We start from the raw sequence: 25,577 nt of genomic DNA on the forward strand, positions 1-25,577 counted from the left end.
CCCTGGCGGGCCGACAGCGGGTGAACGCTAGAAGGTGAGTCCGAAGACCCATACGGCCAGCGTCATGGTCACCAGGGTGATGAGGACCATGGCGATCAGATTCAGGAAAACGCCGCCCCGAATCATTTGCGAGATGGTCACATACCCGGAGCCGAAGGCAATGGCGTTGGGCGGGGTGGCCACCGGGAGCATGAACGCGCAGGTAGCGGCAAGCGCCACCGGGATGGCCAGCAGCATCGGGTCGATTCCCAGGCCCATGGCCACGCCACCGGCAACCGGCAAGAACGTGGCGGCGGTTGCGGTGTTGGAGGTCAACTCGGTCAGGAACAGGATGCCGGCCGCGAAGACCAACACCATCAGGATCATGGGAACGCCACCCAGACCCTGGGCCTGCTCGCCGATCCACTCGGTCAGGCCGGAACCCGAGAACTGCGAGGACAGCGCCAAACCGCCGCCGAACAGCAACAGAACACCCCAGGGCAGCTTGACGGCAGAATCCCAGTCCAGCAGACGCACGCCGCGTGCGGCACCGGCGGGGCAGAAGAACAGCAGCAAACCAATGGTCATGGCGATTCCCGCGTCGGAGATCGGCGGGGTGTCGAAAATCATCGGAATGAACACCCAAGAGACGGCAGCCAGGATGAAGATGGCCAGCACACGCTTCTCACCGGAGGACATGGGGCCGAGTTTGTGAAGTTCGTCCTGGATGAGTTCCTTGCCGCCCGGGATTTCGGTGATTTCGGGCTTGAACAACACCTTGGTGAGCAAGAACCAGCAGATCGCCAGCATCACGACCGCCAGCGGGACTCCCACCAGCATCCACTGGCCGAAGCCGATCTGGATGTCATGGGTGTCGGACAGGTAACCGGCCATCAGGGTGTTCGGCGGGGTGCCGATGATGGTGCCCAGCGAACCGATCGAGGCGGCATACGCGATACCCAACATCAACGCCGTACCGAAGTTGGACTTGATGATCTCCTGCTTCACCGAGCTGTCCTCGGGGTCAACTTCGGTGTCGGGGCCGGCCTGGGAGGTGGCCGGAGCGGCGTCGTCGGTTGCCTGGCGAGCGTCGGATGCGGCGCCCTCAGGTGTGGCGTCGGCACCGGTGTCGGTCCCGTCGCCGATCTTGGTGACCAACAGCAGCACGGACACGCCGATCGGGAGCATCATCACGGCGGTTGCGGTGTTGGAGACCCACATGGAGAGGAAGCCGGTCGCGACCATGAAGCCCGCAACCATCTGGGTGGGCTTGGTGCCGATGACCTTGACGGTCAGCAGGGCGATGCGGCGGTGCAGGTTCCAGCGCTGCATGGCCAGGGCCAACAGGAAGCCGCCCATGAACAGGAAGATCACGTTGTTGCCGTAGGAAGCTCCCACGTCGTCGAACTTGACGTCGTCACCGAGGACCGGGAAGACCACCAGCGGAACCAGGGCGGTGGCCGGGAGCGGGAGGGCTTCGGTCATCCACCATGCACCCATGAGAACGGCCGTGGCCGCGGTGAGGCGGGCGCCCTGGGCTACGTCGCCGGGCATCAAGAAATACACGAGGAGTGCCAGCGCAAGACCTGCGATCAGGCCGAGCCACTTGATGCGGTGGGTTTTGGGGTCCTCGGCCTCTGCACGTTCGCCGGGGGATTGGAAGTTGACCTCTTCACCGCGGTGCGGATCTGGATCAAGGTTCTTGAGGTGCGCGCCGGGCACCGCTGGGTGGCTCATGGGGATCTCCACGTCATTGTGATGGGGATTACGTGGTATTTATTCTATGAAGTTACTGAGTATTTCGCGCGTAACCTTGACGCGCGGCGGGTCACGAGCGCCAATGGCCCGCCCCGGTGAATGGGGGCGGGCCATTGGTTCGGATTCTCGCCGGGTCGGTCGCGTTTGAAGACGTGCCAGCGGGGGAGTGGCGCTAGCTGACGGTGGCCACCCGAATGGTTTCGGGCAGTGCCTCGATGGCTGCCACGACCTCCGGGGTCACGCCGTTGCCGCAATCGGTGACCAGGTAGCCGGTCTGGCCCTTGGTGACCAGCTGCTGCCGGTCCACGTTGATGCCGTGCTCGCCCAGCACCGAGTTCACGCGAGCCAGCACGCCGGGCAGGTTGCTGTGGATGTGCAGCAGACGGGTGCCGACGATCTCCGGATCCAGCTGAACCTCCGGGAAGTTCACGGACAGGCTCGTGGAACCGTAGCGGCTGTAGTCGACCAGCTTGCCGGCCACGAACTGTCCGATGTTCTCCTGTGCCTCCGCAGTGGAGCCGCCCACGTGCGGGGTGAGGATCACGTTGGGCAGCCCCTGCAGCGGCGAGGTGAACGGATCGCCGGCGACCTTGGGCTCGGTGGGGAACACGTCCACCGCGGCACCCGCCACGTGGCCGGAGACCAGGGCCTCGCGCAGCGCCTCGTGGTCAACCACGTGACCGCGGGACAGGTTCAGGAACAGTGAGCGCGGGCGCATCTTGCGGAACTGCTCGCGGCCAAACATGTTGGCGTTGTTGGGGCGACCGTCCACGTGCAGGGTTACGGTTTCGACCGACTCCAGCAGCTCGTCCAGGGAGTCGCACTTGGTGGCGTTACCCATGGCCAGGCGGTCCACGGTGTCGTAGTAGTAGACCTTCATGCCGAATGCCTCGGCCAGCACGGACAGCTGCTTGCCGATGTTGCCGTAACCCACGATGCCCAGCGTGCGGCCGCGCACCTCGTGTGAGCCCTTGGCGGACTTGTCCCACACACCCTCGTGCATCGCCTTGTTCTTGTCGGTGAGGTGACGGGCCATCACGATGATCTCGCCCATCGCCAGCTCCACCACGGATCGGGTGTTGGAGTACGGGGCGTTGAACACCACGGTGGCGGTGTCCGTGGCGGCGGTCAGATCGATCTGGTTGGTGCCGATACAGAACGCGCCAATGGTCTGCAGCTGCGGGTGCGCTTCCAGCACCTCGCGCGTGACCTGGGTCTTCGAGCGGATCCCCAGCAAGTCGACGCCGTGCAGCGCTTCCTTCAGCTCGGCGGGGTCCAGCGCGCCCTTGCGGGTCTCGACCTCAACTCCGCGGCTGCGCAGGAGGTCAACGGCGTCGGTATGGATGTTCTCAAGCAGTAAGGCCTTCACCCGTCCATCCTATGGGGTGGGGCGCGGGCGCCCCGTTTCACGACGTAGCATTCCGGGTCACCCCCGAACGCGGCGCTCGCGCGCGGGATGACCCGGCGGCGTCGTCCTCCGGGACCGCGCCGTCCGCTCAGTCCCGGTACGCGCCCAGCAGCTTCTCGACGACGGCGCGCATCCCGTACTCGCGCGCGATCGTGTCCGCGGCCGCCCGACCCGCTCGCCGTCGCCGCTCGGGATCGGCGATCAGCTGCGCGAGGGCATCTTCGAGGGGTGGCTGGGTGTCGTCCACGACCGCGCCGGACCCCGTTCGCGCGACCGTGGGCGCGAGCCCGCACGTGTCCGTCACGACCACGGGCAGTCCCGCGGACATGGCCTCGAGAACCGACATGGGGTACGGCTCGTGGACGGAGGGTAGGACGTACACGTCCGATTCCGCCATCCACCGCGCCGCGCCCGCGGAGTCCACCGGGCCGGCCCACGTGAGGCGCTCGCCGAGGCCCGCGGCCGCGATCGCCGCGCGCACCGCGTCCCCCTGGCCCTCATCCGGGCCCACGAGCGTGAACGTGGCGCGCGGGAACCGCTCGGCCAGGGATCGCGCGGCGGCCACGAACGCGAGCGGACGCTTGCGATCCTGCAGACGCGCGAGGAACAGCACGCGACACTCGTCGTCTTCCCGCGGCACGCGGGGGCGCGAGGATACGGGCATCCCATTGTGCAGTTCCATGAGGTTCACGGGCCCGCGGGCGACCTCGGTGAGGTCCTGTTCCTCCTGAGGGGTGAGATAGCAGACCCGGTGCGCGTCCCGCAGCACCCGTCGGGTCAGCAGGGCGTCCAGGGGCCCCGCGAGGGGATTCTCGGACGGGTCGATCATCCCGTGGGTTTGCAGGATGGTTCGGGTGCCCGCGCGCTCCGCGAGCCACGCGGCCGGCAGGGTCAGCAGGTCACGCGCCGTGTGCACGTGCACCACGTCCGCGGTCGGCGCGACCCGGCGCAGCCACGACAGCATGGCCGGCGATGTGAGACCCGCGAAACCCGCACCCGGCAGGGCCTGGACGGGACGGAAGAGCTGCGTGCGCACGCCGTCGCGTTCGGTGGGCAGGGGCGCGCCCAGATCGGAGCCGGTCGCGGCGAGGATCACGTCGTGTCCGGCGTCGGCAAGCGCACGACACTGGTTGAGGGCCACCGTGGTGGGCCCGCCGTACGCGTTGGTGCCCGAGACCAGGGCGACGACCTGCAGGATCCGCACGCCGTTCACGCCTTCGTGGCCACGGGGGCGAGCACGCGCGCCCCGGCCGGGACGTCCCGCGTGACGAGCGCGGTGGCTCCCACGACGGCGCCCTCGCCCACCGTGACGCCGCGCAGGACGGTGGCTCGCAGGGCGATCCATGCGCCGTCGGCCACGGTGATGGGGGCGTTGTCGAACTCGAAGGCCGGGTCGTCCGCGCGGTGGCTGCCCGTGCACAGCATGGTGCCCTGCGACACGCACACGTCCGAGCCGATCGTGATGGGCTCCAGGTTGAGCAACCATGCGCCCACGCCAATCCACGAGTTCTCGCCCACGGCCAGTTTCCACGGCCAGTGGATCCGCACGTCGTGGCGGATCAGTGTGCCCTCCCCGATCTGCGCGCCGAAGGCCCGCAGGATGCGGGTGCGTACACTCGGCGGGCACAGGACGGACCGCTGCAGCGGTTCCGCCACGAGGGCCCACGCGGCGCACTGCAGCGTTCCCCGGCCCTTGTCGTAGCCGCGGCCGGTGAAGGTGGCCAGGCGTCTCGTCGTGTGTGTCATGGTCTCCCCCTGTCGTCGAGCCGCAAATAGGGCTGCGCGCTGCGCGCAACCGGTCCGCTCTCCCCGCGGGCGCGCGGCTACGGGATCCAAGCTTGGCACACTGCGCTCGTCGATCCGCCTGCTTCTGACCCCATAAGTGGAGACACCGGGGGTAATGCCGTCGCTTCGTCCTCGATATCTCCTCGACGCCGACGGGCGCCTGGGGCGGGGTCCTTGCCCACATGCGTACGGGAAGACTTTCCGCAACGGCGCAGGTCGCGCACTGTCTCGTTGCTGAGGGCAACGTACTTGTCGTGGGAATGTTTCTGCTTCTGCGAACAGTTTTGCAGCCCTCATTTCCTGCGGGTTCCAATTGCTGTCGAGATCTGCCGATGAAGGTTTATCCCCCAATTCGGGTACAAAATAATTCCACAGAAACTATCTGCGTGTTCATCGACATGATTTCGCGCGTTAGACTGAGGCCCATTACAGGGGAGCGATGAAAAGACTGGTGGGACGTGCTCGGGGGCTGGGCAGCGTCCGAGACGAACCGTCTTTCATTGTGATCAGGGGCTGGGAGGGCACATGACGCTGCATGATTACGTCGATATTTTGAAGAAATGGTGGAAAACCGTCACCACACTGACCGTGGTGGGCTTGTTGGCCGGGGGGATCTACGCCTTGGTGTCTCCGGACACGTACAAGGCCACGTCATCCCTCTACGTCTCCATTCCCGCGAGTGACTCCGCCACGGAGTTGAACCAGGCAGCCACGTACCTTTCGCGAGAGCTGAAGTCGTACGCGACCGTGGCGACGTCTCCCTACATCCTCAAACCCGTCGTCGAGGACACGGGTGTGGATAAGACGGTCGCGCAATTGCAGGACATGTTGGACGTCACCAATCCGACGGCCACCTCCATCATCCAGGTCGATGCCACCGCGGACTCGCCTCAGGAGGCCCAGACGGTTGCCAACGGGGTCGCGGATCAATTGATCAGAGGGGTCGGGTCACTGTCCCCCGAGGTCGCCAACCGGGGAGGCACCGTTCAGGCCACGGTTCTTAGCCGGGCGCAGCTCCCGGATGAAACCAGTGGCCTGCCGTCGTGGCTCTATCCGTTGTTCGGTGTGGTCGGCGGCGCGCTGTTGGGCGTGATCCTCGCCTTCGTGTTGGAGAGTCTGGTTCGGCGACCGCGGACCACGACGGAGCTGCGTCGTGTGCCGGGTGCGTCGCTGGTCGCGTCCGTTCCGCGACTGAAGCACAGGACTGACGCGCGCAGCTTCTTTCCCGCGGGTGGCGAATCCGCGCCGGCGCGGGAGGTGTCACCTCACGTCACTTCGCTGCGCTCGCGCATCCAACAGGGTCATGCCGAGGTCCTGCCCCATGTGGCCGGCTGCGCGGTACTGGTGGTGACCGGTCAGCGTTCGGGCGACGGTGCCACCACGGTCGCCGTGGAACTCGCGCGTAGCTTTGCCGGTCTGGGCAGCCGCGTGGCTCTCGTGGATGCCAACCTCTCCGACCGCGGGGCAACTGTTTTGCTGGCCCAGCACAATCACCTCGGTGTCTCGGATCTCGTGGAACGTCGGGCCGGGGCAGACCAGAGCACTGTTCGCCTCGAGATGGGGCTGACCTTCCTACCCGCGGGTACGCCGACGCCGCGCCCGAGTGACCTGGTGTGCTCGGAACCGATGGCTGCGTTGGTGGGTGAGTTGCGTTCGGAATTCGACGTGGTCGTCCTCGATTGTTCCCCGTTGCAGGACTCCGTGGACGCGGCGGTGCTGGGCGAACTGGCGGATGAGGTCCTGCTGGTCACGGTGCCCGGGAAGACCTCGACCGATCAGCTGCAGTTCTCGGTTCAGGGATTCCGCGAAACGCCCGTGGCATTGGTGGCCAACCAGGTGCGCCCTTCGCGCGCACACTCCGGCGTTCTCTGAAGCCCACGATGAACACGATGACTCCTTTCGGCTGGGCCGTGTTCCTCCTGGGGGCCACGACCGCCGTGGGTGCGCTCGCGCTCATCCACATCTGGACCAGGGACCGGGTGGACGGGCTGAACCTGCGGATGTGGCTCGTGATCAACTTCCTCGTGGCCAACGTCCTGTCCGGATTCGCCCATGTATTGGGGTGGTCCAGGGACCGCGGATTCTACGAGGCCATGTCCGGTACTCCCGCAGGTGCTACATCCGGCTTGACCACGGCCGCCTGGTCGACCTTCTTGGGCATGTGTGCCCTCTGGGCGGGGCTGACGATCCCGCGGCCGCGGATCCTGGCCGCACACCGTGGTCCCCGACAGGTTCCCCGGCGCCCTCTGATACCCGAACAGTTGTATTCCTTCGTATCCCATCACCGGGTCAGCATGGGGGGCCTGGCTCTCGTACTCGTAGCAGCGGGCGCCGTGGGACTCGTGCGAGTGATGGGCGCCACGACCGACCAGACCGGCGGGCGGATCATTTCCGTGGACGGCGGCAATGCCCGCTACGCATTCCTGGCGGGTTGGCTGCCGTGGGGCATTACGATCCTGGTCTTGGCGCTCGCGAGCCGGAAGCGTGTGCCCGGCCCAGCGGTGTGGAACACCATCATCCTGGTGGCCGGGTTGGCCGCATTGGGCGTCAGCGCCACGTGGAACGGTGGGCGTTCCGAGATCGCCTACGTGGCATTTCCTCTGCTGGCTCTGATGCTGCCCCGGATCAACGTCCTGCGGTGGCCGCTGATCGTGGTGGGCGTGACCGTGTTCGTGGGGTTTATCATCGCGACCACGGCCCGGCGCGTAGGTGCCACCACGGACCCGTGGTCGTTCGTGGATTGGCAATGGGGGCGGTTCTCCATGGCCGCCTGGGCCGAGAACCACGTCCAGTTCCACGGGGCGCTCCACGGTGAGACCCTGTTGAGCGCCCTGCTCAACGTCCCGCTTGCGCTTCTGCATTTCGCGGGTATCCCGGCGGAGAATCCTTTCCGGTCCATGGTGCAGGTCTCGGGATACGACTTGTTGGGTGGGGAAGACCAGATTTACGTGGTTCCGGGGCTCAGCGCAGAAATGATCCTGAATTTCGGCCTGCTCGGTGCGATCGTCGGCTACTTCGTGTTGGGGCTGGTGTCTGCCATGGTCTCCGATGCCTACAGTCGCAGCCGGAGTGAAACCAATCGGTTGTTGTTGGCCACCGTAGGATCCACGCTCGTCTTCCAAGGCATCGTGGGGCAGCTGGAGTCCCTCGAGGTGTTCTTGACGTTGTCGATCCTGCCACTGTGGGGGTTGTGGATCGTTGAACGCATCTTCGGCCGTGGTGATACGAAATCACCGCCCGCGGGAATAAGATCTTCACCGGCCACGGAGCTTTCACCGCGGACACCGGCAGTTCACAAATAAATCAGCTCAACGGGTGTGGAGGGGCGACCTCCGCGTTCCCGGGGCTTCATCAACGGGGAGTGGACCACTTTGCCCAGGCTTACTGTCATCATGCCCGCCTATCGGTCGGGTGCCACCGTGGAGAGCGCCATGCGTTCCACGCTGCGGGCCATGCCGCGGGACGCGGAGTTGGTGGTGTCCGTGGACGGCCCGGACGCCGAGACCGAACGTGCGGCCCGCCGGGTGACGGACCGCCGCGTCGTCGTCCGGACCGATGCCGTCAACCGGGGGACCGTGGCATGCATGCGCCGGGCCCTGGAGTCCACGGACAGCGAGCTCGTGGCCCGCATGGACTCGGACGACATCTCCCTGCCGTGGCGTTTCCGGGTGGGCTTCCGGGCCGTGCGCCACGCGGACATCGTGTGCGGCACGGGGATCCGCTTCGGGCGGGGGATGCTCCTGCGCCCCGGGTACCCGGGCAGTCTCACGACCCGCGAGATCGGACTGCTGCTGCCGTTCGTCAACCCCCTGTTCCACTCGAGCATGCTCGCCACACGGGAGGCGCTCGTGGCCGCGGACGCCTACGCGCGGCCCAACACCGCGGAGGACTACGTCCTGTGGCTCGACGCCCTGCGCGCCGGGGCCCGGATCGTGAAACTGGCCACCCCCGTGGTGGCCTACCGGTTGAGTGAGAGCCAGCTGTCGAGTTCGGACACCTACCTGGAGCGCATCGTCTCCGACCCCGAGATCCGGCGCGCGTGGACCGCGTGGGCCCGCGCCTCCGGGCGGCCGTGGCTCGAGGCCAACGGCGGGGTCCCCGGATCCATCCGGGGCACGCGGGAACAGCTCGAGGCCATCGTGGCCGGGGTGCGCCCCGGGACGCGGCACTACGCGCGGCGTCAGTTGGCGAGAGCCGCCACCCTCATCCCGGCACCGGCATGCTGAACCAGATCAAGTCGCTCATCGAGCGCGCGATCCCGCGGATGTCCTCCGCGATCGTGATCCTCACGCTCGCCGCGTTCACGTCCCCGCATTACGTGGGTATTTACAACGTGGTGACCCTGCTCTACACGGCCATCCAGGTCACGATCGACTCCGGGGCCCGGTTCGCGGTGATCCGCGTGCTGACCGAACCCGGGGGCATGAAGATCATGAACCGCTACCGGGTGATCATGCCCGTCCTGGCCTTCGTGATCCTTACCGGGCTCATGCTGTTCCTGCTGCACAACGGGACGCTCGAGAACTGGGGCGAGTTCTTCCAAGTGCTGCCCGTGGCGCTCGCGCCCGGTTTCGGGGCCCTGGGTCTGCTGTACGTGGGCACACTGCAGGCCACCAACCAGTGGGGGACCCTGGCCCGGATGCAGTTGCGGGCCTCCCTCGTGGGTCTGCTCGTGGGCGGGACCATTCTGGTACTGACCCACTCGCTGCTGGGCCCGGCCCTGCAGCTGGCCGTCACGGAGGGCATGTTCGCCCTGCTGTGCTGGCGCCGTGCGCGCCGTAACACCCAGCCCCTGCCGCACTCCACTCCGGGCGAGCGTTCGATCCTCTCCGACATGGGCACGATGTCCGGCTACGCGCTGGTGTCCTGGTTCCAGGGCCAGGCCGAGCGACTGTTCATGGCCGTGTTCGCCGGCACCGCTGTCCTCGGTACCTACACCGCGGGCAGCGCCGTGGGTCGCGCCCCGGGGGACGCCCTGGCCGCGTCCACCGCGAACGTGGTGCGTGTGGGGATCGCGGACAAGGAGACCCCGGAGGAGATCCGGAGCGCGAGTGACCATTTGTTGCTGCGCGCGCTCATGCTCGCGTTCGCGTGCGTGCTGATCGCCCTCACGGCGAGCGTGGTCCTCACGCCCCTGCTGGGTGGCGACTGGAAACCCGCGATGTCCATGGTGCCGTTCATCGCCATGGTGTCCTTCCCCGTAGTGCTGTCCTGGGCGGCCTCCGTGCTGCTCGTGCGCACCGGTGCGGCCTGGAAGACGTTCGTGGGTCCGGTGATCGGCGTGGTCTTCGGTGCGCTGATCGCATGGGTCGCGTCGTTCGACCTGCACCTCGCGGCCACGCTGCTGGTCATCCGTGAGTTCGCCGTGGTCCTCGTCGCATACGTCCTGGTGGGACGCAGTGCGCCGTGGCGGTCGTTCCTGGTGGCTGCGGTCCTCTCGACCATCGGGCTGGCGGGCTGCTGGCTCCTGGTGGCGTAGGGCCAACGCACAACCCGTTCCCGGTTTGCGGACGCAGCATGACGCCATGACGACCTCGACCCCGGCGACCGGCCGGTCCACCTCGACCCCGGCGACCGGCCGGTCCACCTCGACCCCGGCGACCGGCCGGTCCACCTTCCTGCGCGGGCGCCTCGACGAGCCCGCGGTCACCGGCGGCGGGTCCCGCGGCGGCGTCGTCCTTTGAGGCCGCAACGGGTACGACGACCCCGCGCCCCTCCCGCTCCCCGCTCACCCGATGGTGGGTGGCCGCGGCGGGGGTGGTGCTGATCGGGGTGGTCGCGTTCAGTCGGCTCTACCTGGGGTACCACTGGCCCACGGACTTGACGGCTCGCTGCTGCTCGCGATCGCGATCCTGGGCGTGGACGCGTGGCGTCCCGCGGCGCGGCGGGCGGTGCTCACTCGAGCGTGAGCACCGCCTTGATGACCTCCCCGGAGCGGGTGTCCCGGATGGCCTGTTCGATCTCGGCCATGGGGTAGGTCCGCACGAGCTCGTCGAAGGGGAACCGCCCGACCTTCCACAGGGCGAGCAGTGCGGGGATCATCTCCTGGGAGGTCCGTGAACCGCCCAGGGTGTCCACGATCCGCTTGCCGAATAGCGTGCGCATGTGGTCCGTGGAGAACCGGGCGTCCGTGGGTGCGCCGCCGATCAGGAGGCACGTGCCGAGCATGCCGATCGCCTCGATGGCCTCGTCGAGCACGGCGATCACGCCGGTGCATTCGATGGCGTAGTCCGCTGCCCCTCCGGTGATCTCCCGGATCCGTTCCAGCGAGTCCTCCTTCTCGGAATTGATCACGTGCGTGGCCCCGTAGCGCTGGGCGAGCTCCAGGCGGGAGTCATGCAGGTCCACCGCGATGATCGTGGCCGCGGCCGAATTGCGGGCAGCCCTGATGGCCCCGAGCCCCACGGCACCCACACCGTAGACCACCACGGATTCACCCGGGCCGGGATTCGCGGTGTTGAGCACGGCTCCCGCCCCGGTGGTGATACCGCACGCGAGGGGGCCCGCGAGTTCCAGGGGAACGGACTCGTCCACGGCCACGTTCTCCACGCCCGCGCCGATCCTCGTGACGATCCCGGCACCCTCGTAGCCCAGCACTCCGGGCAGGGGCAGCGGTATGTTGCCCGCTTAGGTGTTCAGGTCCGTGTGGCACATGCCCGTGGCCACGATCTTAACCACCGCCTCACCGGGACCCGGCTCGTCCACGGTGAGTTCTTCCCACCGGAACGGTGCATCGACGTGATCGACCACGTAGGCGTGGATGTCCATGGCTGCCTTCTCGAGCAGGGCGCTCGGCTCTGAACGCCGGGCTCCCATGCTATTTGCGGTCGGCACGCCGCGGCCATCCCCGCGGGGCAGCGGAGACGACCCGCATCGCTCGGGTCGTCACAGCATCATGCGGAGAGTTCGCCCATGACACGGAGTGTCCCTTCATCACACGGAGTGTCCCCGCATCAAGTGGGGCATCCGGTCGCTCAGGCGCCCCGCGCCTGCTCGCGGTGCGCGCGGTACCAGGCCACGGCGTCGTCGAGCCCGGTGGGCAGGTCGATCGAGGCGGACCAGCCCAGCGAGCGCAACAGGGAGACGTCCATAAGCTTGCGGGGCGTCCCGTCCGGCTTGGAGGTGTCCCACGAGGTGGTGCCCTCGTACCCGGTGGCCGAGGCCACGAGGCCGGCGAGTTCCTTGATGGTCACGTCCTCGCCGGTGCCCACGTTGACCTGCTGGGGCCCGTCGTAATGCTCCATGAGGTACAGGCACGCCGTGGCCAGGTCCGACACGTGCAGGAACTCGCGCCGCGGTGAACCCGAACCCCAGTTGGTGATCTCGGTGTCACCGGCACGCACGGCCTCGTCGTAGCGGCGGATCATGGCGGGCAGCACGTGGGAGCCGGACGGGGAGAAGTTGTCCCCGGGGCCGTAGAGGTTGGTGGGCATCGCGGAGATCCACGGCAGCCCGTACTGGCGTCGCATCGACTGCACGTGCAGGATGCCGGCGATCTTGGCGATCGCGTAGGCGTCGTTGGTGGGCTCCAGGTACCCCGTGAGCAGCGAGTCCTCGCGCAGCGGTTGTTCCGCGAGTTTGGGGTAGATGCAGGAGGAACCCAGGAACAGCACGCGTTCCACGCCGGCGGTGCGCGCGGCGTCCAGGATGTTGAGCTGGATCCGCAGGTTGTCGGACAGGAAGTCCACGGGCTGGGAATTGTTCGCGCCGATCCCGCCCACCTTGGCCGCCGCGAGCACGAGGTAGCGCGGCCTGTGCTCGGCTATGAACGCCTCCACGGCCGCACGGTCCCGCAGGTCCAGCTCACGGGAGCTCGCACCGATCAGGTTCTCGAAACCCTCGTCCTGGAGGTGACGCCAGATGGCGGAACCCACGAGACCGCGGTGACCGGCCACGTAGAACGGCGCGGAGCGGTCCAGCGCGCCGGGGGTGTAGGCGACGTCGTCGGTCGTGCGGGCATCGGCCGGGTCGCTCACCGTGTGCGGCCAGTGCTCCTGGCCGGCAGCGGTGTCCCGGCGGTTCGCCACGTCCGCGCTCACGCCGCGTGCTCCGGCGTCCAGATGCGCTCGGACACGGTGTCGATCCACGGGGAACCGGCGCACTCCAGGGCAGCGCGGTCCGCGTCCACCATGATCCGCGCGAGCTCCGGGGCGTGCACCGTGGCCTTCCACCCGAGCTTCTGCTCGGCCTTGGACGGGTCACCGATGAGCGCGTCCACCTCGGTGGGGCGCAGGTAACGGTCGTCGAAGCGGACGTGCTTCTCCCAGTCCAGCCCAGCGTGCTCGAACGCGGTCTCCAGGAACTCGCGCACCGTGGACGGGCGGCCCGTGGCTAGCACGAAGTCCTCCGGTTCGTCCACCTGGAGCATGCGCCACATGCCCTCCACGTACTCCGCCGCGTAGCCCCAGTCGCGCACGGCGTCCAGGTTGCCCATGTAGAGCAGGTCCTGCTTGCCCGCCGCGATCGCGGCCACGGCACGCGTGATCTTGCGCGTCACGAACGTCTCGCCGCGGCGCGGGGACTCGTGGTTGAAGAGGATCCCGTTCACGGCGAACATGTCGTACGCCTCGCGGTAGTTCTTGGTGATCCAGTAGGAGTAGATCTTGGCCGCGCCGTACGGGGAGCGCGGGTAGAACGGGGTGTCCTCGTTCTGCGGCGGGGGAGTGGCCCCGAACAGCTCGGACGTCGAGGCCTGGTAGAAGCGGCACTTCACCCCGGCGCGGCGCACGGCCTCGAGCAGACGCACGGTGCCGAGGCCCGTGGTGTCACCCGTGTGCTCGGGCTCGTCGAAGGACACGCGCACGTGCGACTGGGCCGCGAGGTTGTAGACCTCGTCCGGGTCTATCTCGCCCAGCAGCGTGACCAGACGGGCGGCGTCGGAAAGATCGCCGTAGTGCAGGAACAGCCGCGCCTGCGGGTCGTGCGGGTCCTGGTACAGGTGGTCGATGCGGGACGTGTTGAACGTGGACGCGCGGCGGATCAGGCCGTGGACCTCGTAGCCCTTGGCGAGCAACAGCTCCGCGAGGTAGGAACCGTCCTGCCCGGTGATGCCGGTGATGAGTGCTTTCTTGGTCATGAGTGGTCTCCCCTGTGTGACGTGGTACGTCGGGACGGGTGTCCCGGCCGATCAGGAATGCAGTGCCGCCGCAGGTGCGGTGGTCTCGGTGGGTAGCAGCGCGCGCAGCGCGGTGCTGAAGGCGCGGACCGCGGCGCCGGCGCTGAGCACGTCGCGCACGTAGCGGCGTCCGCCGCGGTGCGTGGCGCCGCCGGTCGCGATCCACTCCTCGTGCAGTTGCAGGGCGCCCGCCACGAGTGCCTCGGGATCCCCGGGCGCCACACGGATGCCCGCGTCCGCGGCGTCGAGCTCGGCGGCGGACGGGCTCTCGGCCTCGACGGCCGCGAGCACGGGACGGCCAGCGGTGAAGTAGCTCGTGAGCTTGCTCGGGACGCACATCTCCTTGAGCCCCGGTCGTTCGTTGACCAGCAGGACGTCCGCGGCGCGCAGCAGTCCGGCGTAGGTCTCGTCGTCGACCCCGGGCAGGACCTCGAAGCGCGGCGTGCGCCGGGCCAGCTCCTCGAGCTGCGGGCGCTGGTGCCCGCCGCCCACGAGCACGAATCGCAGCGGCGCTCCCGTGCGCTCGGCAACGTCCGCGGCCGCGGCGACGTTCGCGAGGTTCTGTTTGGCACCCATGTTGCCCGTGTGCAGGACGACGACGTCGCCCGCGCCCCACCCGAAACGACGCCGTAGTTCGTCGGTGTCCACCGAGGGGGTCTGGGAGATGTGGGTCCAGTTGCGCACGGTGCTGATCCGGCGCGCGGGCACGGCCATCTCGCGGCGCAGGTAGTCCGAGAAGCGGTCGTGGATCACGGCCACCCCCTGGCACGAGCGCAGGAAGGTGCTCTCGATACCGCGCATGACGCGCGCCACGGGTCCGCTCGCCGCGCCAGTCTCGGTGAGCCCGGCGGTGTAGATGTCCTGCACCCACGCGATCACCGGCGTGCGGCTCAGCGCGGCGCGCACCCGCACGATCGCCGACGAGAACAGGGCGGGGCTCACGACCACGACGGCGTCGGGATCGCCCCACGCGGCGGTCGCGGCACGCAGGCCGAAGACGATCTCCATCCCCAGCCGGCGCAGCTGTCCGGCGTCGTGGGGAACGGGGTGCGGCACGCGCAGGACGGGCACGCCGTCGATCTCCTCGTGCGCGGCGCGGCGGTGCGAATACCCTTCGTGGACGCGCCACTGCGGGTAGTGCGGGAGACCCGTGATGACCCGGGCGTCCCATCCCTCCTCGCGCAGCGCGCGAGCCATGCCGGCGGTGTACGGCGCGATGCCCGTGTGTTCCGGTGAATAGTTGAGTCCGATGATCAGGACGCGTGCTGCCACGCTATCTCCTCCCCCATGAAAAGCGGAGCAACTCAGCCGCTGCCGCTTTTCCCGAATGGGCGGACTTCCCCAGTCCGCCTCCGCGCCACGTGGTGCAGCAATGCCTCATGGCTGTCCCACCGGGAGCGGTGAATGTCGCCGAAACACGAATCTCGCGTGTGCCGACGTTTGCCATCATAATCGTGTGCACAAGCACCTAACACCACAGTGATGACAATTCTGTGTGGGCTCATATAGGTACACGTGGGTATCACCTCAGGTGGGAGCGCGAAAAACAGTGATCTTGATGTAAAACCACACATTAGGGGACGGTAATCTCGGTCACGACCGGTGTCTCCCTGGCTATGCTTTATGAGTGCAAACATGCACGACTCCCGCGGGGGAACGCGAAAGTGACGCGGAGTTCGGGGCATCGATCCGCACTTCGGGGTGGGGCCCGGTCTTCGAGAGGGCACCCATCACCACGGGGGACGTGCGAAGGGGCGCGGCTGAGGCGCACCGGAGCAGAACTGGGGGAGATTTCATGCGTATTGCCGGGCAGGCAACTTTCTTGACGGACCACGACCACACCATCCACGCGTGGGTCCACGGCCCCGCGGACGATCGTGTGCGCGGCGCCGTGATCGTGGCGCCGGCCTTGGCGCGCGAGGAGGTCGTGAGTCACCGCAGCATGCGCCTCGTGGCCGCGCGCGCCGCGGAATCCGGGTGGCTCGTGATCCGCCTGGCGTGGAGCGGGACCTCCGAATCCGGTGCGCGTCCGGCCCTGAGCAACCCGCTCGAGGTGTGGCACGAGGACCTCGCGGTGGCCCACCGTGCCGCGCGGGAGCTCGTAGGACCTGATCTGCCCGTGCACGGGATCGGGCTGCGCATCGGTGCGGGTGTGCTCGCGACCTCACCCCTGCCGTTCGATCGGCGCGTGCTGTGGGAACCGGTCTCGGGCGCCGTCTACATGCGCCAGTACACGGGCCTGCGGCGCACGAGCGGGTTGATCCTGCCGCCCGAGGTCCCCGACGGCGTGGAGATCGGCGGCGCACACTTCACCGACGCCGAAGCCGCGGCCATCCGCGCCCTACCGGATCCCCGCAAGATGAAGACCCCGGGTCTGATCACGGTGCGCGAGGAGGACCGGCGCATCGCCAAGAAGTTATACGGCGTGGCCGCGATCTACGCGAAGGCGAGCCCGGAGGCGATCGCCGCCCTCGTGGGTCGACTGGACGATTCCGTCCCCACCACGTCCCACAGGGAGGATTGGGTGGACGTGAGCGGCTGGCGTCCCACGACGACCGCGTGCTTCCATGTGGCGGAGTTCGGCGCGGAGGTCCAGGAGGACCTGCTGGAGCTGGGCCCGGACCACTTGCCGGCCTCCTACACCCATCCCGTGGGCCGCGACGGCACCGGGGCCGGCGCGGTGGTGCTCGCACCGCCGTCCGCGGACCCCAAGGACGGGCCCACGGGACTGTGGACCGTGCAGGCACGCCGACTCGCCGCGCGCGGTGTCCCCGCGCTGCGCATCGAGCGTCACCACTGCGGTGACGCCGCTGGCCTGGACGAGGTCAAGGACATCAACCCTTACACGGGGCAGGGCGTGGCGGACCTGGACCTGGGTGCCGCGTGGCTGGCCGAGCGCACCGGGGAGAAGGTCACCGGGGTGGGGCTGTGCGTGGGCGGCTGGCTGGTCGCCATGGCCCCGCCCACGAGCGCCATGACCACCCGCGTGGTGCTCAACAACGTGGCGTGGCGCGCGGCGGAGAGCTACTACGACAAGCTCTATCGCAACTGGGACGTGGACGCCGTGCTGGAACAGCTGCGCACCATGAGCGACGTGGAGGTCACCACGAGCTGGCGCACGCGCGCCAAGGACCGGGTGCGCCGCCGCATGCCGTATATCGTGTGGCTCGTGCTGGGCCGGCGCAACATCCCCAACGTTCCCGAGGTGGTCATGGAGTACGCGTCCCGGGGCGCCGAGGTCACGTTCTACTTCGGGCCGGAGGACGGTCTGCTTTTCCAGCAGGAACGCGGGGAGGAGGGTCTGGCCCGGTTGCAGCGCCAGGGTCGCCGGATCAGGGTGGCCCACGTGCCCGCCCTGGACCACTCCCTCCAGGCCCACGCCTCACGCCTCACGGCCCTCGAGATCGTGGACGCCGCCCTGGGCCTGAGCCCCTCACCCGCCGAGGTGGTCGTCCCGTGCGCCGTCTGAGAACACGCAGCGCCCGCGCGCTCGCCGGGTGCGCCCTCACGGCCGTACTGCTGAGCGGCTGCGCGGCCGGCGGGTCCGGCGACCACGCGCCGTCCTCCTCCGGTGAGAGCCTGGGGTTCGACGACGCCGCGCTGTCCCGGGTGGGTTTCGCGGACCCGCAGCAACTCACGCAACCGTCCCACGGGATCACCGTGACGGGTGCGCGGGGGCTCTCGGAGCGGGCCGCGGAACTCGCGGTGAGCACGGATCAGGTCTCCGCGGAGGCCCCTGGAGGGCGCAACTCGGTGGTGGTGATCACCCCGCAGGACTACGACCCGGCGAAGAAGTACCCGGTGGTGTATCTCCTCCCGGGCAGCGGTGCCACGGAGGCCCCTGCCCTGCAGTGGTACGAGGCGGGTCAGGCCGAGCAGCTCACCCAGGGTCTGCCCGTGATCACTGTCATCGTGAGCGGGGGCAAGGTGGGCTGGTACTCGGACTGGGCGTCCCAGGAGGAACTCACGCAGAACTGGGAGACATTCCACCTGGACCAGGTGGTCCCGTGGGTGGATCAGCACCTGTCCACCAGGGCGGACCGCGAGCACCGCGTGATCATCGGCAACTCGATGGGCGGGTACGGCGCCATGCGCTACGCCGAGCAACGTCCCGATCTCTTCGGGGAGGCCGTGAGCCTGTCCGGGTTGCTGGACCTGTCCTCGAACGAGGCCAAGCAGACGATCGCCACGGGATCCCGGGAGGCCACGGGCCGCACCGATTCGGTGTTCGGCAACGGCTCGGTCACGACCGAGGAACAGTGGCGTGCGAACGATCCCGCGGTCCGGAGCGGGGAGCTCAAGAATGTCCACGTGCAACTCTTCGCTGGCCGAGGCAACGGCCAGGAGGGGGACATCGAACCCGCTCTGAAGGACACCACGGTGACCATGGCGCGCGAGCTCGAGTCACAGGGAGTGGATTACCAGTACACCGAGTACGGCCAGGCGGGCCAGTGCAACGGCGGCCACGAGTTCCCGTGCTGGACCCCCGCGGCCACGGTCGCCCTCGGGCGCTGGGCCGATCGGGTGGGCGTGAAGCGCGCCTCGCCCCAGCCGTCGGTGCCCTCGGCATTCGAGGACGTGACCTCACGGAGCTCGTCGTGACGAGCGCGCCCGTGACCGTGACACGCGGGACCGAGGCAGGGGACGGAGTCGTCGGCGTACCCCGCGTGGGCTGCGACCTGCAGGAGGTCGCGCCCGTGGCCGAAGCGCTCGCACAGCGCGGGCAGCGGTACCTGCGGGCACTGTTCGCGCCCGAGGAGATCGCCGACCTCACGCGTCCGGACGGACGCCCGCTCGCGGCGGAGTCCGTGGCGGGGCGCTTCGCGGCCAAGGAGGCCGTGCTGAAGGTCTTGCGCCCGAGCGCCGACGACGCCGTGGCCTGGCCCCAGATCATGATCCGCTCGGACGCCCACGGTGCCCCTCACGTGGAACTGCGGGGCACGGCCGCCCGCCTGGCCCGCGGCGCCGGACTCGGGGCGTGGAGCGTGAGCACGTCCCACGACGGAGGCTTCGCGATGGCCGTGGCCCTGGCCATCCGCTCACCCCAGCCCTGACCGTAGGCCAGACCACCGCGCCGACCGGTACCCGGGGCGCGGACATCGAAAACCACCACATCAACCGAAAGAGGTTCACCCCATGGATTCCACCGCCATCGAGACCACCGTCCGCTCCGTGCTGGGCCAGCACGGGAAGCTGTCCGAGGACGCCGGGACGATCGCCGCGGATGCGGACCTGTACCGCGCAGGCATGACCTCCCACGCGTCCGTGAACGTGATGCTGGGCCTGGAGGACGAGTTCGACATCGAGTTTCCCGAGGAGCGCCTGACCAAGGCCACGTTCACGTCCATCAACTCCATCACCGAGGCCGTGGAGGCGATCAACAATGACTGATCATGCAGTACTGACCGACACCCCGCAGCGGGGTGCCGAGGACACCGACCGGGCCGAGCGGGTCGCCGCGCGCGCGGAGGCCGTGGCCGCCGTGGCCCGCGAGTTCGCGGACGCGGTGGACTCGGAGTCCCGGTTCCCGCGGGAGGCCATCGAGGAGGCCCGCGCCCAGGGCCTGTTGGCCGCGCCGATCCCGGAGGCGGACGGCGGGCTGGGCTACAGCATCACCGAGCTGTGCCGGATGCTCGAGCGCGTGGGTCGGGAGTGCACCTCCACGGCCATGATCCTGGCCATGCACCACTCCCAGGTGCTGTGCCTCACCCGCCACGCGGACACCGACTTCCTGCGGGACTACACCCGCCGTGTGGCCGCCGAGGGGCTGTTGTTGGCCTCCGCCACGACCGAGGCCCAGATCGGCGGGGACACCCGCAATTCCACGTGCGCCGTGCGCCCGATCGAGGACGGTCGGGTGGCCCTGCACAAGAGCTGCCCCGTGATCTCCTACGGTGCGTACGCGGACGCGATCCTGGTGACCGCGCGGCGCAGCGAGGACGCGGCGTCGAGCGACCAGGTGCTGTTGGTGGTCGAGGCCGAGAACCTGCAGCTGGACCGCCAGCGTGGCTGGGACGCCCTGGGGATGCGGGGCACGTGCTCCGAGTCCTTCGAGCTGGACGCCACCACGCCCGCGGACGCCATGTTCACGGTGCTGTTCGAGACGATCTCCGCGCAGACCATGCTCCCGGCGGCCCACTGCCTGTGGGCCTCCGCGTGGTTGGGCATGGCTACCCAGGCCGGGCTCACCGCCCGGTCCGTGGTGCAAAAGGCCGCGCGTAAGACCCCGGGGACCACACCGCCGTCCGCGCTGCGGCTCGCGGAACTCGAGGTGCAGCTGCAGTCCATGACGGACGTGGTGCATGCGAGCGTGGCCCGCTACGAGGCCGCGTGGGACGATCCGGCCGTGACCGAGTCCATGCAGTTCGCGATCGCCATGAACACCCTCAAGGTCTCGGGCGCGGAAGCAGTGCGCCGGATCGTGGGGGACGCCATGGTGATCGTGGGCATCACCGCTTTCGCCAATCGTTCGCCCGTGAGCCTGGCCCGGTTGTACCGGGACAGCATCGGGCCCTCGGTCATGGTCAACAACGACCGCATCCTGCTCCACACCGCCACACTCCAACTCGTTTCCAGGGGGCAACGATGAGCGCCACGGACACCACACAGGACCTCTCCCAGCTGCAGGACACCTTCCGCGAGGGCCTCGAGGCCCACGGCTGGTTCCTGCCCACCCTCGGGGACGGCGTGATTGGGCTCGGTCCGCAGGCCGAGGACGTCGTGCAGGGCATCGCCGCGGCGGCCCGCAAGGTCGCGGCGCGATTGTCCCCGGACGCGGGAACGCGCCGGTTGCGCTTCCCACCGGTCAACGGGACCCGGTTGCTCGAGCGCACCGACTACGTCGCGTCCTTCCCGCAACTACTCGGGACCATCTCCGCGTTCGAGGGCGACAACAAGGCCCACCGTGAGCTGCTCGCCACGTACGAGGAACACGGTGACTGGTCCGCCCAGCTCACCCCGGCCGGCCACGCGCTGGTCCCCGCGGTGTGCCACCCCTTGTACGCGTACCTCGAGGGCTCGCAGGTGGACGGCTCGGTGTTCGAGCTCGTGGGCGAGTGTTACCGCCACGAGCCCAGCCCGGACCCCATGCGTTTCGTGACCTTCCGGATGTTCGAGGCGGTGTGCCTGGGCACGCCGCAGGAGGCCCGGGAGCACCGCGAGAAGTGGCTCGAGGCGGGGACCAACCTGCTGAGCTCCCTGGGGCTCGAGGTCCAGGCGGACACCGCCAACGACCCGTTCTTCGGCCGCGCGGGCAAGCTGCTCAGCGCGGGTCAGCGTGAGGCGCAGCTGAAGTTCGAGATCCTCACGGAGGTCTACCCGGGCCACCCCACGGCGATCGCCTCGGCGAACCTGCACGAGGACCACTTCGGCGAGGCTTTCAGCATGCACACCGCCGACGGTGCCGTGGCCCACTCCGCGTGCTTCGGCTTCGGTCTGGAGCGGGTGGCCCTGGCCCTGGCCATGCGCCACGGTTTCGACACCGCCGCGTGGCCCGTGACCGTGCGTCAGGAACTGGGGTTGCCATGACCGCCGTGACCTGGAACCACGGTGGGCCGGCGGATACCGCGTCCGTGCGGGAGCCCTTCGGCCACGAGGTCCTGGCCGTGCGCGGGTGCGAGTCGCTCACCGTGGCGAACGCACCGCGCTCCGTCCTGCACGACCCGGTGGAACCGTGGTCACCCACGAACTGCTACATGGACGTGTGGATCGGTCTCACCGCGACCCTCGGGTTGGACCCGCTGCCCATGCTCGGGGCCGCGTTCAGCGCGGACTTCCTGGGGGACCAGTGGGAGTTCCTCAAGCCCCGGCAGGAGGACCTCGAGACGCTCTACGGCCTCACGGTGGGGGAGTACGACACGTGGCGGCCCCTGGCTGAACACGTGCAGCTGGTGATGTCCCGCGGGGACGCCCTGATCGTGGAGGTGGACGCCTACCACCTCCCGGACACCGAGGGCGTGTCCTACGGGCGGGCCCATACCAAGACGTCCATCGTGCCGTTGCGCCTGGATCCGGTCGCGGGGGAACTCGTCTACCTGCACAACGACGGTGTCCACGTGCTGCACGGGGAGGACCTCGACAACGCGTTGGGCACGGGTGTGGGTTCCGGGTGGGTCCCGTACCCGTACGTGGAACTCGTGCGCCTGGACGGCATCCGGTCCCTGGCGCCCGAGGCGCTGTGGCAGCGCGCCGTGGAGATCGCGCGGGGGCACGTGCGCCGCGCTCCTGTTGCTGGGGCGGGGAATTCCGCGCACCCCGATCCGGCGGCCGACCGGCTCGTGGCCGCGATCCGGGAGCACGTCCCGGTGCTCGCCGAGCGGGGCATGGAGTACTTCCACCAGTACTCGTTCGCGACGACGCGCCAGGCCGGTCTCACGTCCGGGCTCGCCGCCCACGCGTGCCGGTACCTGTCCCGCGGTGCGCAGGAGTGGCCGAGCGACGTGGACGCGGAGCAGCTGATCGAGGCCGCCGAGCAGTTCGACGCCGCCGCCGGTGCGGCCAAGACCCTGCAGTTCAAGCTCGCCCGGGCGGCCTCGGGCAGGACACCGCGCATCGACTCGTCCGCGGAGGCGTTCGTGGCCGGGCACACCGCGGGCATGCGCGCGGTGCGTGAGGCCCTGGGCCTGGGGGAGTGACCGGGGTGCGCGACGCCGCGTGGACGCTCCGGCGCCTCGACCCGTCGCAGGACCCGGGCGATGCCCTCGCTCGTGGGATTCCCGCGCGGGTCCCGGGGACGGTGTCCGGTGCCCTGCGGGACGCCCTCGGGAAGGACCGCGTGGCCACCGTGCTGGCCGCTGACGGTCCCGACACCGTGTGGGAGTACCGCACCCGGGTCACCACCGCCGGTGGTCGGCACCGGTTCATGTCCACGGGCGTGGCCACCGTGGCGCAGCTGCTGGTTGCGGACCGGGTCGTGCACGAGTCCCATAGTGCCTTCGCACCGTGGGACGTGATCGTGGAGCTACCGTCCGGGCCGTGTGAGATCGCCCTGCGGGTCCTGCCCACGGCGTCCGTGAGTGTGCCGCGCAAGCCGCGCGCCCGCTGGTTGTCGCCGCTCGTGTCCGACCGCTCCCTGCGGTGGCGCCGCACCCCGCTGATCGGCTCGATCGACTGGCCCGGTGCGCTGCCCGTCCTGGGTCCGTGGGGCGGCCTGCGCGCTGTCCCACTTCTTTCTTCCGCCGACGACGACGACACTCCCCACCCCTCGCTCGGACTCGTACCGCGCGCGGTGCGTACGCGGGTCAGGGAGGACGGTAGCGGCGTCGTGACCGTGGAACTCGGCCCGGCCACGGGTACGACCCCGGGTCTTTACGCGGACACGGCCGGGAGCGCGGGCGCGGCCGCGGAGCTGGCGGGCGTCGGATGCTCAGCGGACCCGGATGTTCCGGTGGCCCGCGGCGCTACGGTGGAACATGCGCGTGAAACCGTACACATCACCGTGGAGCCTCCCTATGAGGTGGACGCGCAGCCGGTGACCGCCGAGCGCGTCGTGACCGCGTCCGATGCCACATCGCGCGAAACGTTCACCGTGGACGTGACCGTGCCCGACCCCGCGCTGTGGTGGCCGCACGGGATGGGCGAGCAACCGCTGTACCGGGTGCGGGTGCGCACCGGGCAGGGGGAATGCACGTACGCCGTGGGGTTCCGGTCGGTGTGTGCCGAACCGCGGGACCGGGACCATCGCGGTTTGGCCCTGCGGATCAATGACGTCCCCGTGTTCGCGAGGGGTGCCGTGTGGGCCGGTGCGGACCCCTTCGAGGTGGCCGCGGACCCGCAGCGCACCCGTGACGTGCTGGAACGCCTGCACGCGGGCGGCAGCACCATGATCCGCGTCCCGGGAACGGCGTGCTACGAGACCGAGGACTTCCACCGCGCGTGCGACGAGCTGGGTCTCATGGTCTGGCAAGACGTGGCCCTGGGGCCTCAGGACCCGCCGGACGATTCCGAGTGGCGCGCCGGGCTGCGCCACGAGGTCCGATACCTCACCTCCCGGTTAGCCTCTCATCCGTCCACGGTCGTGATCTCCGGGGGCACCGAGGTCATCCAGGCCCCCGTGCTCGCGGGCCGGCCCGCCGAGCAGTGGCGCACGGACGTGGTCCTGCGGGACGTTCCCCGCGCGGTCGGGGAGGCCGATGCGGACGTGGTGGTCGTCCCGTCCTCTCCGTGCTCGGACGCGGACCTGGACGCCGCGCAGCACGCGTACGAGACGGGCGAGGCCTCGGGGGAGCGGGCGGCGTCGTCGGTGCCGACCGTCGCTCCCACGGACGCGGCCGACGGCGTGTCCCACTACTTCGGGGTGGGGGCCTACGGGCGACCGCTCGAGGACGCGGTGACCCGCGGGGTGCGGTTCGCGGCGGAGGCGCTGGCCTTCGCGGTGCCGCCGGAACCCGCCGCGGTGCGGGAGCAATTCGGGACGGACGGTCCGCTGGACGATGGGGATTCCGCGGACGCGTGGCGCGCCCGTGTGGCCCACGACCCGGGGGCGGAATGGACCTTCGAGGACACCACCGCGATCTATGTCCACCGACTGTTCCTGGACCGGGACAGCGATCCGGACGCCGGTCTGGCGACCCCGGGGCAGCCCGCGTCCGACAGCGCAGGGACGGGTCACGTCGAGCGCCTCGAGTACGAGCGCGCCGCGCTCGCCCACGTGTTCCAGCGGACTTTCGCCCAGTGGCGCAGCAGGGATTCGCCGTGCCGGGGAGCGCTCGTGCTCTCGGCGCTGTCCATGGCCGCGGGGCCCGGGTGGGGTGTCCTGGATGCTTCCGGGCGGCCCACCGCCGCGTGGTACGGGATGCGCCGGGCGTGCGCGCCCGTGGCCGTGTCCTTCCTCCCCGCCGGCGGCGACGGACTACCCGTCCATGTCTGGAACGACGGCCCGACCCCACTCACGGCCACACTGCGACTGACCGTGGCCACGGTGCACGGCGGCTGCCAGCAACCCCTCGACATCCCGGTCACGGTGCCCGCGCGCGGCGAGACCGTGATCCGCGCGGACCTCGCGGACGGTACGTTCCGGGACCTCGACCACGCGTACGGTTTCGGCGAGCGGGAGTACGACGCCGTGTCCGCCCAGCTCGTGAACCCCTCCGGTCGCGTGCTCGCCCGGGACGTCCACCTGACCGGCGGACCGCGACGCAACGATGCACCCGATCCGGGACTCGACGCTCACTGGGTCAGGACGGAACAGGGGGAGTGGTCGGTGGCCGTGACGGCGTTCGGACTTGCGCGATTCGTGGCCCTGGACCTGCCCCGCGGGGCCGTGGCCGAGGACGGCTACGTCCATGTGCTCCCGGGTGAGACGGTGCACGTTCCGGTCAGCGGAGCTCTCACCGACGAGGGTCGTGCGGCCGCGCGGGTGCGGGCGCTGAGCGCCCCATCGGTACCGGTGGGCGCCGAGCCCGAGTAGCCGACGATCTCTCAACGGGCCGGGTGAAGCGTCACCTCATGACGGCCCCATGAGCCGTATCGACGAGAGAGCCCCGCACGTGCTGGCAACGCCACCCGTGCGGGGCTCCTGAGTCATTTGCCGGC

General features: G+C 69.2%; 22 protein-coding genes and 1 pseudogene. 14 read left to right on the forward strand and 9 right to left on the reverse strand.

What is annotated here, in order from left to right; all coding sequences use genetic code 11:
* Nucleotides 1-27: 27 nt before the first annotated feature.
* From ABD283_RS03215 to ABD283_RS03230, 4 genes are all read right to left on the reverse strand, one after another.
* Nucleotides 28-1,716 (reverse strand): SLC13 family permease, encoded by a 1,689-nt coding sequence (locus tag ABD283_RS03215; protein ID WP_315276513.1) that lies wholly within the window; start codon nucleotides 1,714-1,716, stop codon nucleotides 28-30.
* A 193-nt stretch (nucleotides 1,717-1,909) separates the two neighbouring features.
* Nucleotides 1,910-3,106, reverse strand: a complete 1,197-nt coding sequence (gene serA / locus ABD283_RS03220; RefSeq protein ID WP_259912996.1) for a phosphoglycerate dehydrogenase — start codon at nucleotides 3,104-3,106, stop codon at nucleotides 1,910-1,912.
* Between the two features lie 127 nt (nucleotides 3,107-3,233).
* The gene (locus ABD283_RS03225; RefSeq protein WP_344223587.1) at nucleotides 3,234-4,349 is read right to left on the reverse strand and encodes a glycosyltransferase; all 1,116 of its coding nucleotides are present in this window, start codon (nucleotides 4,347-4,349) and stop codon (nucleotides 3,234-3,236) included.
* Nucleotides 4,350-4,354: 5 nt separating this feature from the next.
* Nucleotides 4,355-4,891: an LbetaH domain-containing protein gene (locus ABD283_RS03230; RefSeq protein WP_344223588.1), complete on the reverse strand. Its 537-nt coding sequence runs from the start codon at nucleotides 4,889-4,891 to the stop codon at nucleotides 4,355-4,357.
* Between the two features lie 564 nt (nucleotides 4,892-5,455).
* Here ABD283_RS03230 and ABD283_RS03235 point away from each other — a divergent pair.
* The 6 genes and pseudogenes from ABD283_RS03235 to ABD283_RS03260 all read left to right on the forward strand — a co-directional run.
* Entirely contained in the window at nucleotides 5,456-6,802 is a 1,347-nt protein-coding gene (locus tag ABD283_RS03235; RefSeq protein WP_344223589.1) for a tyrosine-protein kinase domain-containing protein, read from the forward strand.
* Nucleotides 6,803-6,810: 8 nt separating this feature from the next.
* On the forward strand, nucleotides 6,811-8,232 hold the full coding sequence (locus ABD283_RS03240) for a hypothetical protein (protein ID WP_344223590.1): 1,422 nt from the start codon (nucleotides 6,811-6,813) through the stop codon (nucleotides 8,230-8,232).
* Nucleotides 8,233-8,247: 15 nt separating this feature from the next.
* Nucleotides 8,248-9,156, forward strand: a complete 909-nt coding sequence (locus ABD283_RS03245; RefSeq protein WP_344223591.1) for a glycosyltransferase family 2 protein — start codon at nucleotides 8,248-8,250, stop codon at nucleotides 9,154-9,156.
* Complete coding sequence (locus ABD283_RS03250) at nucleotides 9,150-10,409, forward strand: lipopolysaccharide biosynthesis protein (RefSeq protein WP_064845616.1); 1,260 nt, start codon at nucleotides 9,150-9,152, stop codon at nucleotides 10,407-10,409. Before ABD283_RS03245 ends, ABD283_RS03250 begins: the two co-directional genes overlap by 7 nt.
* Before the next feature lie 46 nt (nucleotides 10,410-10,455).
* Nucleotides 10,456-10,614 carry a hypothetical protein gene (locus ABD283_RS03255; RefSeq protein ID WP_344223592.1) on the forward strand — a complete coding sequence of 53 codons (159 nt, stop codon included), beginning with the start codon at nucleotides 10,456-10,458 and terminating at the stop codon, nucleotides 10,612-10,614.
* Nucleotides 10,615-10,654: 40 nt separating this feature from the next.
* Nucleotides 10,655-10,747, forward strand: a pseudogene (locus tag ABD283_RS03260) (phosphatase PAP2 family protein); the annotation flags it as partial.
* 78 nt (nucleotides 10,748-10,825) lie between these two features.
* Here the strand turns inward: ABD283_RS03260 and ABD283_RS03265 are convergent.
* The 5 genes from ABD283_RS03265 to ABD283_RS03285 form a co-directional block, all read right to left on the reverse strand.
* Nucleotides 10,826-11,527 carry a zinc-binding dehydrogenase gene (locus ABD283_RS03265; protein WP_344223593.1) on the reverse strand — a complete coding sequence of 234 codons (702 nt, stop codon included), beginning with the start codon at nucleotides 11,525-11,527 and terminating at the stop codon, nucleotides 10,826-10,828.
* A 30-nt stretch (nucleotides 11,528-11,557) separates the two neighbouring features.
* Nucleotides 11,558-11,764 carry a hypothetical protein gene (locus tag ABD283_RS03270; RefSeq protein ID WP_344223594.1) on the reverse strand — a complete coding sequence of 69 codons (207 nt, stop codon included), beginning with the start codon at nucleotides 11,762-11,764 and terminating at the stop codon, nucleotides 11,558-11,560.
* A gap of 140 nt (nucleotides 11,765-11,904) precedes the next feature.
* Nucleotides 11,905-12,906: a GDP-L-fucose synthase family protein gene (locus tag ABD283_RS03275; protein ID WP_186317211.1), complete on the reverse strand. Its 1,002-nt coding sequence runs from the start codon at nucleotides 12,904-12,906 to the stop codon at nucleotides 11,905-11,907.
* Nucleotides 12,907-12,965: 59 nt separating this feature from the next.
* Nucleotides 12,966-14,006, reverse strand: a complete 1,041-nt coding sequence (gene gmd, locus ABD283_RS03280; RefSeq protein WP_035964951.1) for a GDP-mannose 4,6-dehydratase — start codon at nucleotides 14,004-14,006, stop codon at nucleotides 12,966-12,968.
* Nucleotides 14,007-14,057: 51 nt separating this feature from the next.
* A complete protein-coding gene (locus ABD283_RS03285) occupies nucleotides 14,058-15,317 on the reverse strand; it encodes a glycosyltransferase family 4 protein (protein ID WP_344223595.1) in 1,260 nt (419 codons plus the stop codon).
* A gap of 523 nt (nucleotides 15,318-15,840) precedes the next feature.
* Between ABD283_RS03285 and ABD283_RS03290 the strand changes: the two genes are divergently transcribed.
* The 8 genes from ABD283_RS03290 (at nucleotide 15,841) to ABD283_RS03325 (ending at nucleotide 25,452) form a co-directional block, all read left to right on the forward strand.
* Nucleotides 15,841-17,514, forward strand: coding sequence for a hypothetical protein (locus tag ABD283_RS03290; RefSeq protein ID WP_344223596.1), 1,674 nt, complete (start codon nucleotides 15,841-15,843; stop codon nucleotides 17,512-17,514).
* Entirely contained in the window at nucleotides 17,502-18,647 is a 1,146-nt protein-coding gene (locus tag ABD283_RS03295; RefSeq protein ID WP_344223597.1) for an alpha/beta hydrolase, read from the forward strand. Before ABD283_RS03290 ends, ABD283_RS03295 begins: the two co-directional genes overlap by 13 nt.
* On the forward strand, nucleotides 18,644-19,099 hold the full coding sequence (locus tag ABD283_RS03300; protein ID WP_344223598.1) for a holo-ACP synthase: 456 nt from the start codon (nucleotides 18,644-18,646) through the stop codon (nucleotides 19,097-19,099). Before ABD283_RS03295 ends, ABD283_RS03300 begins: the two co-directional genes overlap by 4 nt.
* 82 nt (nucleotides 19,100-19,181) lie before the next feature.
* Complete coding sequence (locus tag ABD283_RS03305; RefSeq protein ID WP_064845610.1) at nucleotides 19,182-19,436, forward strand: acyl carrier protein; 255 nt, start codon at nucleotides 19,182-19,184, stop codon at nucleotides 19,434-19,436.
* The gene (locus tag ABD283_RS03310) at nucleotides 19,429-20,634 is read left to right on the forward strand and encodes an acyl-CoA dehydrogenase family protein (protein ID WP_344223599.1); all 1,206 of its coding nucleotides are present in this window, start codon (nucleotides 19,429-19,431) and stop codon (nucleotides 20,632-20,634) included. The genes ABD283_RS03305 and ABD283_RS03310 overlap by 8 nt, the downstream gene beginning before the upstream one ends.
* Nucleotides 20,631-21,572: a class-II aminoacyl-tRNA synthetase family protein gene (locus ABD283_RS03315; protein ID WP_167318905.1), complete on the forward strand. Its 942-nt coding sequence runs from the start codon at nucleotides 20,631-20,633 to the stop codon at nucleotides 21,570-21,572. Before ABD283_RS03310 ends, ABD283_RS03315 begins: the two co-directional genes overlap by 4 nt.
* Nucleotides 21,569-22,678 carry a DUF1839 family protein gene (locus tag ABD283_RS03320; RefSeq protein ID WP_344223600.1) on the forward strand — a complete coding sequence of 370 codons (1,110 nt, stop codon included), beginning with the start codon at nucleotides 21,569-21,571 and terminating at the stop codon, nucleotides 22,676-22,678. The genes ABD283_RS03315 and ABD283_RS03320 overlap by 4 nt, the downstream gene beginning before the upstream one ends.
* Nucleotides 22,675-25,452, forward strand: coding sequence for a glycoside hydrolase family 2 protein (locus ABD283_RS03325; RefSeq protein WP_344223601.1), 2,778 nt, complete (start codon nucleotides 22,675-22,677; stop codon nucleotides 25,450-25,452). Before ABD283_RS03320 ends, ABD283_RS03325 begins: the two co-directional genes overlap by 4 nt.
* Nucleotides 25,453-25,577: the final 125 nt, after the last annotated feature.

It is taken from the genome of Kocuria atrinae, from assembly GCF_039531425.1.
In the GTDB taxonomy this organism is placed as follows: Bacteria; Actinomycetota; Actinomycetes; order Actinomycetales; family Micrococcaceae; genus Kocuria; species Kocuria atrinae.

Excerpts from the sequence above, each read along its gene's own strand:
- ABD283_RS03240 (WP_344223590.1), top strand. The coding sequence starts at position 6,811 with ATGAACACGATGACTCCTTTCGGCTGGGCCGTGTTCCTCCTGGGGGCC.
- ABD283_RS03230 (WP_344223588.1), bottom strand. The coding sequence starts at position 4,891 with ATGACACACACGACGAGACGCCTGGCCACCTTCACCGGCCGCGGCTAC.
- ABD283_RS03310 (WP_344223599.1), top strand. The coding sequence starts at position 19,429 with ATGACTGATCATGCAGTACTGACCGACACCCCGCAGCGGGGTGCCGAG.
- ABD283_RS03215 (WP_315276513.1), bottom strand. The coding sequence starts at position 1,716 with ATGAGCCACCCAGCGGTGCCCGGCGCGCACCTCAAGAACCTTGATCCA.
- ABD283_RS03255 (WP_344223592.1), top strand. The coding sequence starts at position 10,456 with ATGACGACCTCGACCCCGGCGACCGGCCGGTCCACCTCGACCCCGGCG.
- ABD283_RS03305 (WP_064845610.1), top strand. The coding sequence starts at position 19,182 with ATGGATTCCACCGCCATCGAGACCACCGTCCGCTCCGTGCTGGGCCAG.
- ABD283_RS03320 (WP_344223600.1), top strand. The coding sequence starts at position 21,569 with ATGACCGCCGTGACCTGGAACCACGGTGGGCCGGCGGATACCGCGTCC.
- ABD283_RS03315 (WP_167318905.1), top strand. The coding sequence starts at position 20,631 with ATGAGCGCCACGGACACCACACAGGACCTCTCCCAGCTGCAGGACACC.
- ABD283_RS03290 (WP_344223596.1), top strand. The coding sequence starts at position 15,841 with ATGCGTATTGCCGGGCAGGCAACTTTCTTGACGGACCACGACCACACC.
- gmd (WP_035964951.1), bottom strand. The coding sequence starts at position 14,006 with ATGACCAAGAAAGCACTCATCACCGGCATCACCGGGCAGGACGGTTCC.
- ABD283_RS03235 (WP_344223589.1), top strand. The coding sequence starts at position 5,456 with ATGACGCTGCATGATTACGTCGATATTTTGAAGAAATGGTGGAAAACC.
- ABD283_RS03250 (WP_064845616.1), top strand. The coding sequence starts at position 9,150 with ATGCTGAACCAGATCAAGTCGCTCATCGAGCGCGCGATCCCGCGGATG.